This window comes from Pedobacter ginsenosidimutans, from assembly GCF_001442625.1.
GTDB classification, from domain to species: domain Bacteria; phylum Bacteroidota; class Bacteroidia; order Sphingobacteriales; family Sphingobacteriaceae; genus Pedobacter; species Pedobacter ginsenosidimutans.
In genome coordinates this window covers 14,585-27,283 of record NZ_LMZQ01000009.1, presented here as the reverse complement: position 1 = coordinate 27,283, position 12,699 = coordinate 14,585, and the positions used below count along the sequence as shown (strand labels likewise).

At 40.0% G+C, this 12,699-nt stretch carries 8 protein-coding genes; all 8 read right to left on the bottom strand.

Annotated elements, in window-relative coordinates:
- Positions 1–11 precede the first annotated feature (11 nt).
- From ASU31_RS13610 to ASU31_RS13575, 8 genes are read right to left on the bottom strand one after another with little or no spacing between them, the layout of a single operon-like run.
- Entirely contained in the window at positions 12–1,970 is a 1,959-nt protein-coding gene (locus ASU31_RS13610) for a M60 family metallopeptidase (RefSeq protein WP_057932852.1), read from the bottom strand.
- A gap of 17 nt (positions 1,971–1,987) precedes the next feature.
- On the bottom strand, positions 1,988–3,721 hold the full coding sequence (locus tag ASU31_RS13605) for a DUF4983 domain-containing protein (protein WP_057932851.1): 1,734 nt from the start codon (positions 3,719–3,721) through the stop codon (positions 1,988–1,990).
- 27 nt (positions 3,722–3,748) lie between these two features.
- Positions 3,749–5,434, bottom strand: coding sequence for a DUF5008 domain-containing protein (locus tag ASU31_RS13600; protein ID WP_057932850.1), 1,686 nt, complete (start codon positions 5,432–5,434; stop codon positions 3,749–3,751).
- Positions 5,435–5,464: 30 nt separating this feature from the next.
- Entirely contained in the window at positions 5,465–6,208 is a 744-nt protein-coding gene (locus tag ASU31_RS13595; protein ID WP_157258011.1) for a fasciclin domain-containing protein, read from the bottom strand.
- 5 nt (positions 6,209–6,213) lie between these two features.
- On the bottom strand, positions 6,214–7,755 hold the full coding sequence (locus ASU31_RS13590; protein ID WP_057932848.1) for a RagB/SusD family nutrient uptake outer membrane protein: 1,542 nt from the start codon (positions 7,753–7,755) through the stop codon (positions 6,214–6,216).
- An 11-nt stretch (positions 7,756–7,766) separates the two neighbouring features.
- Entirely contained in the window at positions 7,767–10,925 is a 3,159-nt protein-coding gene (locus ASU31_RS13585; RefSeq protein ID WP_167346186.1) for a SusC/RagA family TonB-linked outer membrane protein, read from the bottom strand.
- Between the two features lie 35 nt (positions 10,926–10,960).
- Positions 10,961–12,001: a DUF5007 domain-containing protein gene (locus tag ASU31_RS13580; RefSeq protein WP_057932846.1), complete on the bottom strand. Its 1,041-nt coding sequence runs from the start codon at positions 11,999–12,001 to the stop codon at positions 10,961–10,963.
- A gap of 10 nt (positions 12,002–12,011) precedes the next feature.
- On the bottom strand, positions 12,012–12,686 hold the full coding sequence (locus tag ASU31_RS13575) for a hypothetical protein (protein ID WP_157258010.1): 675 nt from the start codon (positions 12,684–12,686) through the stop codon (positions 12,012–12,014).
- Positions 12,687–12,699 lie beyond the last annotated feature (13 nt).

The following is a 12,699-nucleotide window of genomic DNA, read 5'->3' as shown; positions in this document are numbered from 1 at the left end:
AATAGCGAGAGTTAAGGTTTAATAAGGTTGCACTCTGATAAGTTCGCATACGTAGCATTAGCACCGCTTTTAATCACCACTTTTACAAACTTGGCACTCACGTTACCTCCAGGGAAGTTAAAATTATAAACTGAAGTATTTTGTGGTAAAGTGGTGGTGCCCACACTTACATAATTCACATTATCGGTACTGGTAAATATCTCTACATCTTTTACATAACCACCGCTATTATTTTGCCTTTGGGCAAAAGTTACACCTTTAACTGCTATAGGAACAGGTGATCCGGTACCTAGAACAATATTGATGGGATAGCCCAACGTGTTTGTAGAGGTTGCCGTTCCATAGTTTGAATGCCAGTAAGACGCGGCAGAAACAGCTCCATCAACCAGGGCAGCAGTTGTTCCATCACCTGATTGAACTGAACTTACCGATACCACAGTGGTGTTGTAGGTAATTGTACCCGTACCCCCTGTTTTGTTTAGTGGATTGTAAGTCCATATAGCCGTTTTTAGCAGCGGATATTTGGCATTTACTTTTGCTACCACTGCATCACTGATCAAAATTCCCCATGCACCGAAAAAAGGTGATAAATCGGTTTTGGTATAATCAGATAGTTTTTCGTACACAAAGTTATGTTTGGTAATGTCGTTTGTATTTAAACGCTGCGCATGGCGGGCCTCAGTATATAAATAAGTCATCGCACCGTAACCATACTTCTCAAAAATCTGTACAAAAGGTGTCATTTTCATAAAAGGCGCTTCATCCACGGTATTCATGGCAGCATCTGTATCAAAGTTTTTGGTTCCTGTACCACTTGCATAAGCGATCGCTTTAGGAAAACCGCTGGAAACTGCCGGGTGTAGAATATTGTAATTGGCTCCAATCCTATTGGCTACTTTAAAGCTGAACAGGTTGTTGGTGGTTTCGCCCAAAGTGCTCCAGCTCCACACATTTGCTTGTTGACAATTGTGTCCAAACTCATGATAGGTACCCCATTGGCCCGAACTGGTAGAGATTGAATTTAAGCTGGTAAAACTGGCAAACCAATAAGAATCGTTTAAGCCCACAAAAGGAAAACCCGAGTGGCCATAACCTAAACTAAGCTGAATATCGAGTACCCCACGCCACTGACTTTGAGGGCTACGGTCTCTAATATCGGGTGCATTATCTGATAAACCCATCCAGGCATTATAATCCAAGTCAAAAACATCGTTCCATTTGGTAAATACTGCTGTAGGATTGGTAAAAGGCTCGTTTGAATTAAAAGTAGCGATTACTTTATCCCTGGGAATGGTGAAAATAACACTTTTAGCCCTTAGCTCTAACCAAGGCACTTGCGAGGCTTTAACTTTAGCTACCCAATCGACATCGCTGGTTTGTCCCAAAATAAAATCAGGCGATACCACAGCACCAGTAATGGTAAAAGTAACCGGGTTAGCATAAGCGAAAGTAGCCAAAATGTAAATATGACCACCGTAAAGGTTACGGATATAATTTACACCAGCAACCAGTTTTTTCCTGTTATATATCACCGGATCGCGAAGCAAGGGAGATTTACCAGCCAGGTTATCCGTGTGTGCACCAATCTGTACAGTTAAACCATCAACCCCTGCCGGAACCACAAGTTTGATCAGCTCACCCGGGGCAGCATAATAACCCGTGCTGTATTGTGGTGACGGTGCCTCAGCAATCCTTAAATTTTGTGCGGTTTGATCGGTAAAATTAAGGTTAATTGTAAACTGAGCATCTTTTACCCGAGGTTCTGTTTGATCTACCAAGCCCGGGAATACCCTTGCCTTGGCGTACATCGACTTATCGATCAGTTTCATATTGGTATCGATGGTTCCTTCAGATACATTCTGCGAATCATCAGGATAACCATCCGGAACTTCATAGCCATACTTTTTACAAGCAGTAAATGCCACTAAAAGAGAAAGGCAAAATATTTTAGTTAATTGATTAAATTTCATTTTATCAATATTTAATGTTAATTAGTCGGTAATGAAACAGTTGGGATATATAATCTGCCTGTTAAACCCCATTGAGGTGAAACAGCAATATTTAACCAATTGTATATGAGTAGTGGAATATCGACACCATTAGGTACAGAAAGGTATGCTGCAGGTGAAATATCGGGCGAGATGTTTGTCGAAATTTCTTCAAAACCGGCAAATGTTACGTTACTGCTGTAAGTAAAATTGTTTCCTTTACCCGATTGATCTAACATCGTGGTACCGCTTGTTTCATTTCCTGGCCAGAAACCTAGCAAATTGTTATAAAACGGCGTACTCGGTTTAATCTGCGTTCTCATGATGGCGGCTACATCAGTTGCAGACATGTTTACATTAAACAAGGCTACATCCCTGATTAAAAGATTGGTTTGCGTATCGCCATTGGTACCTACGTCACCACCTAACCTAAGTGGAATGTTGTTATCTATATTTCTTCCGTTTATAGATCCTGAATACCTGGTTAGCCCATCAACATACAAAGTAAGTGTTCTTACACCGTTTAACAGGCCAATGGTAAAGGCTACAGTGTGCCAGCGTCCATCACGGATATCGATACCAAAACCCGGACGTGGGGTGCCGCCCCAATCTAACTGTGCAGAGTTTGCACCGAACAAAAAGCCCCATCCGGTAGACGAAACAGAGTTAAAAGCATTTCTTTTTGCCAAAAACATTGGATAATAATTGGCCTGCCCGTAATCATCCCTAAATTTGAACATAAAGGTAAAATCTCCTGTGGTACCAAAATTACCAATCGCGGTATTATTTTGAATAGCGGTAACATTAGAATTGGTTGTTGCGATAAAACGTGGACCCGTGCCTACAAATGGATAGCTATTGGGATCTGGCTGTGAAATCAATGCCGACGAAAAGCGGGGATTATAAAAAGCGATATAGGCATTTCGTGAAGGATCGTTAAAAATATTAGAACCAGGGGCACCTCCAGATGGACCTCCACCTTTATTTGAGGCAATTACCACCAACCAGTTTTCTCCGGAATATCCCTTTCTTGCTTTTAACGCGGTTAGTATTTCGCCGATGTAACCATCTATGCTTTTTATAGCGGCTGCATAAGCAGGCGTAGCAGCGGTATAACCATTAGCTGCTCCGGCCGTTTCAGCATTGTGAAACTGCGCCACTACCATTGATGGATTGTTAGTAGTTAACTCCGTTACTACCGCAGTTTTTACAGCAGCATCGTCTGCCACATTCTGTTTTACAGTTGCATCGGCTGCCAGTTTATCATTAAAAGCTATTGTTGAGGCAATTGAAACTGTTCTGGCATTATTGAGCGAACTTTTAATCCTTGTGAAAACCGTAGGAGTAGTTTGTAGGTTTAAACCCGAAAAATCTTCGCTGGTTACATTGTGCTTGGTATAATCGTAACCGGTTAGCATGGTTGTCCAGGCCGAGGCATTGGTAATTACGTTATATTTATTATCAGCCAAACCTTCGTAAGTGTAAGTCGCTTTGGCATTAATCTGAGCCAGATTGGGAGGCGCCAATGCTTTTATTGCTGCACCAGTTACGCCATCCAAAACGATATAAAGTACCTTTTTACCGGCTCCTAAACCTAGTGTATCGTTTCTGAAATTTTGTGGCAATGTATTTTCAAAATCCTTATTACACCCAGTGGCCATAAGGAATAGCCCAAATACCAGGCAAAAGCCCAGATATTTTAAGGTTGCTGTTAATGTAAATCCTTTTTTCATCTCTTTTATATTTGAAAAACTATATGATCAATTGGCAAAATTTAGGCGTATGATATTGTGTGGTAAGGTGCCGTTAAAACGAAGAATATCGCCCACTAAAATCACCTGCGAACCCGTAGCAATTGTAGTTTCTACCATATCGTAAATTGCCCCCTGAAAACCACCGGTATTGTTATACCCTACAGCTAGCTGCCCGTTGGCTTCTAAAACCATAAAACCCTGACGCAGGTAATCGCCATATTTATTAAAAGAGCCACTTACAATAATTTTCCCATTGTTAAGCTGCCCCACAAAATTGGTAATTCCACCCGTAATGGGCTGGCCAGTAAAGGTTGTTACATTAGAGCCATCGGCATTTAACAGGTTAATACCTGATGCCGCTTTACCATTAAAACTGGTAAAAGTACCTCCTACCACAATTTTATTCGTGTTAGCATTATACCTGATTGAAATAATGTCGCTATTGGCACCAGAACCTGCATTAAAACTGTTATCTACGCTGCCATCAAGGTTTAACCTTACAATTCTATTGGCCTGTGTTCCATTAAACGTACTAAATGTACCCACAAGGATCAGCTTTCCATCGTTCTGCATCATAGCATCTAAAATGACACCGTTAGCGCCAATTGCACTTTGACGGGTTGATTTGTTATAGTGGAAAGTAGAATCCATCGTACCATCCATATTTACCCTTACCACCTGGCGCATACGTGTATAATCGTACACTTTTTCATCATAACTGGAGTTTGGTAAATACATGCGCTTGTAGTTATTAAAGTTACCTACAAGATAAACCTGCTCATTAAATACAAAGGTTTTTCTAACAAAGCCATCAACACCTGCATTAAAGGCTGCAACGGTATCGCCATTTTTATAGGTCTCCTGAGGTTTAGGATTAATTACATCCCTGAGGATCAAACTATCTAATGTACCATTGGTATTTAGGCGGGCGACATTGTTTAAAGTTTGACGGTTGATACGGGTAGAGTTAAAACTGGTAAAACTACCGCCAATGATATATTTACCCGCCTGTGATCCGGTTGGGATACGGGTAATAGAATAGATCGATTTATCGGCACCACCTGCTCCCTTTCCAAAGTTAACGCCACTGGTGGAGTAAGCTCCATTGCCTAAAATCTGCGCAATGCCTCCAATGGGTAATTTTTCGGTTCCATTTAGTTCAAAGTCGTTGAAGGCACCACCCAGAAAATAGTTGCCCCCAGGTAAAGCCTCGATATCGTATATAGTACTAAGGCTAAAGCCATTGTTGTTGTTATTTGTTGCACCATTAATCACTTTCCAGCTGGCATCAACACTCACTTTACCACCTACTTTAACAATTGGTCCGAAAAAACTTTGTCCTTGTGAAGTAATCCACATACTGCCTGTACTAGCTGTTAAAGGAACTTTGAACGTTAAAGTGGTATCGTTGGTAGATCCAGTAACCACTTCGGCTTCTATTTCATTTACATATACTTTAAAATCGTTGATGTATTTACTAAGGCCTTTTACCCTTACGGTTAAAACATCTCCGGCATTTACCACATCTGGTTCGATTGTTTTGGAAATGAAAGTGAGATCCAACGGTTTCTTACCTCCGGCATAAGGATCTTCGCCGAGTCCCTTTTCCTTTTTGCAAGAAACAAAAGCCGTTGTTAAGCATATTGCCCAGAACAAAAACAGCTTAAATTTATATTTTATGTTAGTTAACATTTTATTCAATTTATGGATGAGATAATAAGGCTATTTTGTTGGTGGATTAATACCCGCGGATATGGCCTGCTCGATAAAAATATTGGTATTAAAACCAAAATTATGTATGATTTTAGTCAACACATGTAATACACCGTTGGTGGGCTGAATATCAGACGTAGCAACCGGAATATTGACCAATGATACCTGAGGGTTGGACAGATCGGGAATATAAGCAAGGTATAACTGACGGTAACCCGCATAAGCTACTCTCGAAAGTTCTTCTCCTTTGTCGCTTAATATTACGGCATCGTTAAAAATTACTCCGATGTTCATAATCCTGCCGCTATAAGACGTATAACCCTGACCCGGAAAAGCGAGGTAAGATAAAGTATCGCGCTGAGGATAATCTTTTAAGCGGTTGCTGCCTTTAAATATATATTGCGATAATATATTTTTCCAAACTTCGGGTTTGATCTGCGATAATTGAGAAACGGTATCTTTACCTGTTGACCTCAATCTAATATTTAAAGCTTTAACCGATTTAAAAACCGAACCGCTTGGCGGTGCAAAAAATGTAATATTCTCTTTGCTTACCACGTCGGCTAAACCAGCCAATTTGATCACCGTTAGAGTCGAATCGAAAAATGGTTTCTTCTCTTCCATGTACTGCATCATGTTTCCATTATATTTTGCTTCGTGTAAACCCGTTTCCATATAGTATTTTTTACAGCCGGTTAAAACTGACAATACACAGATTACTGAAAATAGCAGTGTTTTATAATTCGTCTTCATATCTATTAGTTCCAATAATTATTACCGATTAAATTTGGGTTTGCGCTACGCTCGGCAGCGGTAATGGTAAGCGGCCATGTCCAGGCACCTGCGTTTAGGTTAGCTACCGACATTGGAGCATTGGTAAAATCAGAATTCAATACCCGCTTTGTTCTTACCAGATCGAAAAAGAACTGCCCTTCGCCAATTAGCTCCCTGCACCTTTCTCTATAAATTTCGTCTTTTAAATCCTGTCCGCTCTGCGTAATCAGTGGCGCATTGGCTGTTACAGTTACCCTATTTGCAAAATCTCTTGCTCCGCTTTCGTCGCCAAGCTCTGCAAGGGCTTCAGCAGTTAATAAATAGCAATCAGGTAACCTGAAAATAATGGCACTATCATCACTTGTGATGGATATTGCGCTGCCCGATCCGGTTGAATAAATATTTGCAAATTTCTTAAACTGGAACGCCCCGCCTTGAGCATCATAGTTTTCAAACCAGGTGGTTATCCTTGCATCTGCAGATCCCGGAGGATAAAGTTTACGGATATAATCGGTTGAATAAGCTATAGAACTTTGCGTTTTGGTTACATTGCCCTGATATGGGTAATGCGATAAATAATAGGATAAACCCGCTGGTAAAGAAAATCCTTCGCCATAGTTAAAGTCCTGTAAAATGCCGAACAGGTTCTCAGAACTTCTTCCTTTAAAAATTTTCAGGGTATTGGCAGGGGTAATTGGCAATATCTTATAATTACTATAAGTATCCAGTTCGGTAGCCAGTGTTTTTACCGCATCATAATATTTGGTTTTAACCCCGGTATCCCATGCTGCAGCCCACATGTTTAAATGCATTAACAGTGCCACTGCCGATGCTCTTGTAGGCCTGAAACCGTTAGATGTTGCATCGTTGTAGAAAGTAGGCAGATCATTTTTTGCCGCAGTCATATCTTCGATACACCTGTTCAATACCGTTACCTGCGGCGTTCTGCCCTGAGGAGTACTGTGGTAAGCATCTGTATAATAAATAGCATCGCCAAATAATTTACAGATAAACATGTAACTCAGGTTGCGCAAAAACACAGCCTCAGCTTTATAGCGTTTTTTATCAGCATCTGGCAAACTTGACGAAGGCACTTTATCAACTTCGAAGTATAAGATGTTGGCCGCAGCAACGACATCATACCATTCTTTCCAGCTCATTATGTTTTTCATCATGCCATTGAACCTTCCAGAACTGGCAACAAGAAATTTCATATTGTTACCTGTAAGTGCATTAAAGGTATTTGCACCATCGTTACTTAAACTCCCTATGGCAACCTTATTCCCCCTCATTTCTAATGCGGGGAAGAATGCGCGGTCATCTTCATTAAAAAAGGTTGGTGTTCCTGCCACTTTTGATTTTAACCTTGAGTAAATCCCGTTTGTAAATCCCTCCACATCTTCACGTGTTTTCCAAAAGTTATTTCCACTCTGTGCTTCAATTGGTGTTACATTTAGAAATTTTTTGCAGCCAAAGGCAGTAAAAACCAGTGCAGCAATCAGAATTATGTATTTTGTATTTTTCATCTGTCTAATTTTTAAAACTCAATGTTTAAACCTAATGTAAACTGCTTTGGTGAAGGATAACCTCCTGAGTCATCTCTACCTAAACTGGTCACATTTTCAGGGTTTGGACCAGAGTAGCGTGTAATAAAGCCGAGGTTTGCTGCAGTAGCGTTGATACTTACCCTGTTCATTCCGAACCTGCTGGTAAATTTCTTATCAAAGATGTAATACACTTTAATCGAGTTTAACTTAAAGTAAGAGCCATCTTCCTGAAAAGCCGTTTGATTTAACCTAAAAGGATCGATAATACCAGCACGCACAAAATCAAGTGGGTTGGCATAAGTGGCATTCTGACCTGGTGCACTCCAATAGTTTAGCTGATCCAGTGGCACCAAACTGCCTAACTGTTTGAAATTAGCATAGTTCTGTAATTGTTTACCTAAAGGGTTATTGATGATATCGCGAACGAGGGTAAAGGAAGTATTTACCTCTATACTCCAGTTTTTCCATTGCAGGTAGGAATAAAAGCCTCCTGTTATCTGCGGCTGCGAATTACCCGCAATTACCCTATCGTTACCATCAAGTACATAATTTCCATCCAGATCGGTAAAAATAGGATCGCCTGCTCTAAAATAATTCAAACGACCAGTGCCTCCTACGCGGTAAGGCAAACCTGTATTTGGATCAACCGGAACCTGGGCATTGGTAGAGTAAACACCTTTTGTATTGTATAAGTAATTAGATAATGAGTTGGTACCTAAGCGGTAATAAGTGTCTTGTTGTAAGGCTTTATCATAATAAATAAAATCTCTCAAATTATCAGGCAATTGTGCCAAAATTTCCCTGTTGATGGCCAAGTTTGCTGATACTGTCCACTTAAACGGGCTTGTAGGACTTAGTGGGCGGGCAGTTGTTTGGAATTCCCATCCGTAGTTTACGTTACTGATTTCGTTAGAGGCAACTGTTTCAAATGAATTGGCACTTGAAATATCCTTGTATCTGAAAATATTATCATTTTGTTTATAATAGGTATCAAAAACGAATGAAAAACGGTTTTGGAACAAACTAAAATCAACACCAGCGTTGTAAGTGGTTGCTCTTGTAGGCTGTAAATCTAAATTTGGCAACCTTTTTAGATCCAATATGATAGAATTGGCATTATTATAACGGTTTCCTCCTACATATTTACCATAGGCATCAAAAACTCCACCTACGGGTTGTATGTTAGAACCATAACTTAAACGGATATCGGCATAATCGACCCATTTAATGTTCTGTAAAAACTTTTCTTTGTTAAAGTTCCATTTTAAGGCAAAAGATGGATTGGCAACATAGCGGGCATTTTCACCATTGGCCGAGTTGGCATCTAAACGGTAATTAATATCCAATACATATTTTTGTTTGTAGTTATAAGAAAATGCACCTGCAAAAGCTACGCTCCTGGCATCATTATAATCGATAGTTCCACCCAAAGAGGTCAGGTAGTCCGTCATATTGGTTAAAGGCCCCCTTAATTGATCGTTAACTCCTTTTTCGTTCAAAATAGCATCAGCTTTAAAAAAGCTCGAGTTAATCTCCGTAAAAGCAAATAAGTTAAATGTATGCGAATCCTCACCTGAAGCATCTTTTAAACCATATACATAAGAGAACTGGTTACGGTTGTACAACTTGGTGGCACGATCGTCATAAGTATAATATTTAGATTGATTTCCGTTTAACGCCGCTGGTGAAAAATTATCTTTAGTACCGGTGCTATTGGTATAATTTAAGAAAGTGGCAATCCTAAAGTTCTTAAAAAGCTCATATTCTGCATTAATGGTTGCAAAGGTTTGTAATGATTTATTATCGTTATCCGTTTGCAGTTGTGCCAATACACCACTTTGAGACGAAAATAAGGATGGTGAAGGTAATAAGCTTGAGGCTTGACCTGTAGTTGACAAACCACTGTTTAACAACCCATTACCGCTACCTGTTTGTTGTTTTTGGATAGAATTTTGCAACTGCCCCACCAATTTAAATTTAGGACTGGGGTTATACTGCATGTTCATATTGAGGTTATACCTCGAGTAGCCTGTATTCTCCTGAATCCCGGTTTCATCATAAGCTCCTAAACCCACTTTATAGTTAAAAGCCACATCACCGCCCGAAATGTTTACATTATGGGTTTGGTTAAAGGTGTTTCTGTAAAAATAGGATTGCCAGTCGGTCGAGTTATTGAAATATGCATTTAAACTATCCGCTAAAACGGGATTATAATTGATCATATCTATGGCATGGGTGTAACTGGTATCATTCTGCAAAATCTGATCGATCCGCAATAAACGCTCACCTTTACCTCCAATAACGCTTCGTAATTGAGGAACCATTGAAAAGAAAGATGCACCCGTATAACGGACTACCGGTACTTTAGAATTACCACGTTTAGTGGTTACTAAAATAACCCCATAAGCACCTCTCGATCCATATAATGAAGTTGCAGCGGCATCTTTTAATGTGGTAATGTCTTCGATATCCTCTGGTGGGATCTGCGAGATAGGTGATACACCCGGCCCTGCCTGTTGAAAACCGTACGAATAATTGGTATTGTCATCAACAGGTACCCCATCAATTACAAACAGTGGTGAAGTTGGGGTTAAGAAACTCGAACTTCCTGACCCTGACACATTGATATTCGAAATACCACGTAAGGTAATAGAACCTCTAAAACCCGGTGCACCAGTATTATTCTGAATGTTAAGACCGGCAACTTTACCTTGTAAAAGTGACATGACATCACTCGCAGGCTGTCCTTGAATATCCTTACCCGAAATGCTTACAGTAGAACCTGTAGATAAAGTTCTGGTTTTGGTTTGATAACCTGCAGTAACCGTAACTTCTTTAAGGGTAGCGTTATCGCCCTGTAAAGTCAGATTAATGACGGTTCTTCCGTTTATCTTGATGGTTTGTGTTACGTAACTTAAATATTTAAAGGTAATTTCTGCATTTGATGCTACGGTAACCCTATAACGGCCATCGCCATCGGTTTGGCCCAAAACCCTGCCAGCACTTAAAATGCTTACGCCTGGCATGGTTTCTTTCTTTTTCGATTCGCCGTCGTAAACTGTACCTGTAACCGCAATTTGCTGTTGCGCCAGGGCGAGATTGTGCAAACCAAAAATCAATAAAATTACTATGCTGTAAAAATACTTCATTGGAAATATGTTTTGTTTAGATTTAGTTTGTTTCATCAGTCGTTATCAAATTTTGGTTTGTCGTTCTTGAACTGAAAGATAATTTCCCAATCTCCCTCCTCGTAGATCTTGAAATTTAAGGCGAGATAACAGTGGAGTAAAACCGCACCAAATGCCTGCCTGTCGAACCTGAATACTACCCTTGCCGCAGCACCATCTGTAGTGGTATATTTTGTAGGATATGCGGTTAAAGGAATCGGATAAGCCACATCAAACTTCACTTTGGTGGCATCTTTTACCATATTGAAACCATGTACCAAATTGCCCCAATCAGTTAAAGCGAACTTATTTGGATCGATAACCTGAGCAAGCGTATCTATAAATTTGAAACTGATGCTATGTCCGGAATAACCAGGCAACCCTTTTGGCAGTTTATTAAACACCACGGCTACATCACTTGATGATAAGAACTGATTGGTTCTTGTACCGGTAATAAATAAACCTGCAGGACTAACAGAGGTTGATGTCCCCTGTCCTGTTATCGGATCTAATGGCGATGGCTCATAAGGACGTTCGCGCAGTGGACTAAGACGGAAATTCTGAAAATATTTCCTTCCACCGGTATTCGACATTTCTACATCAAAAACATAACCCGAATCTGGTTGTGCTTTAATCATATTCGAATTGGCTTCTGCCCACATTAAAAACTCACCAGAATGCGGACGTACTTCAAACAAAGGGTGGTTTTCGATTACACGTTTGGCCTCAATTTCGGCCAGCGATTTTTCCGTGCCATCATAAGCTGTTTTCCATACCTTAACAGGATAAAGTTTGGTTAGTTCAGGAGCAGGCTCGCCACCAAAGGTGCGCATGTTCACAATTTTAAAATCCAGAGGTCTGCTTGAGTTACCATAAGTAAAATTGTTGGTAAATAAGGTATTTCTACCCAATGTAGGCTGATATAGATATTGTGTGTACTGACTATCATTAGCGATAGACAGTCTATTATCCGGTAAATTTTTCTTGCACGACACCAATACGAGCATCATGCCTGTTAGCATTATCGCTACACTAAGAAAGTATTTTTTAGTTTTCATCTTCATAAGGCTATTGGTCTAATCTGTATGTAAATTCATCAAACCCAAAATTGTGCAGCGGGGTTAAAATATTTATGGTCGCATTATTGGTTTTGATGTTAATGGCGTTGGTATTGGTGGTTACCCAGTTAAGCCTAATGGTTGAGCCGTACATATCGCTATATTCGAGTGTTGTGGCACCTCCACCCACAAAACCTGATGCATTTGCCTGTAGCGCTTTTACATGCATAGGATAATTGGAGGCTACTGTTGTAACCGAAATACCATCAACCGTACTGGCATAAGTAGCAGATGTTAAGTTTCCCCTTACAATATATTTTGAAAGCATGAATGCCAGTTCCAACGGATCTGCGGTGCTTAAATAAACAGGCGCTTTCCCTTCCGCTTTTCTGGTTTGGTTCAAATACTTAACCGATGAAGCGAAATTTTCATTTACCGGTGCAAACAAGGTTACTTTCTGATTGGTTAAAGAATCCTTCAAAAAAGGAAAACGGTCCAATACCAAAAGCAGCGAATCAAAAGTGTTCGGTTTCGATTTTAAATAATCCACTGCGGTTCCTTTATAGGTTTGTACCGTATTGGTATAATCGTAATAAGGAGAATCGTTTTTTTTGCAGGCACTTAAATAAATACCCATTACGGCTATTAGCAACAATATGCTATGCTTATATAATTTCTTTTTCATGATCTTCTGATTG

Excerpts from the sequence above, each read along its gene's own strand:
- ASU31_RS13585 (WP_167346186.1), bottom strand. The coding sequence starts at position 10,925 with ATGAAGTATTTTTACAGCATAGTAATTTTATTGATTTTTGGTTTGCAC.
- ASU31_RS13580 (WP_057932846.1), bottom strand. The coding sequence starts at position 12,001 with ATGAAAACTAAAAAATACTTTCTTAGTGTAGCGATAATGCTAACAGGC.
- ASU31_RS13595 (WP_157258011.1), bottom strand. The coding sequence starts at position 6,208 with ATGAAGACGAATTATAAAACACTGCTATTTTCAGTAATCTGTGTATTG.
- ASU31_RS13575 (WP_157258010.1), bottom strand. The coding sequence starts at position 12,686 with ATGAAAAAGAAATTATATAAGCATAGCATATTGTTGCTAATAGCCGTA.
- ASU31_RS13610 (WP_057932852.1), bottom strand. The coding sequence starts at position 1,970 with ATGAAATTTAATCAATTAACTAAAATATTTTGCCTTTCTCTTTTAGTG.
- ASU31_RS13600 (WP_057932850.1), bottom strand. The coding sequence starts at position 5,434 with ATGTTAACTAACATAAAATATAAATTTAAGCTGTTTTTGTTCTGGGCA.
- ASU31_RS13605 (WP_057932851.1), bottom strand. The coding sequence starts at position 3,721 with ATGAAAAAAGGATTTACATTAACAGCAACCTTAAAATATCTGGGCTTT.
- ASU31_RS13590 (WP_057932848.1), bottom strand. The coding sequence starts at position 7,755 with ATGAAAAATACAAAATACATAATTCTGATTGCTGCACTGGTTTTTACT.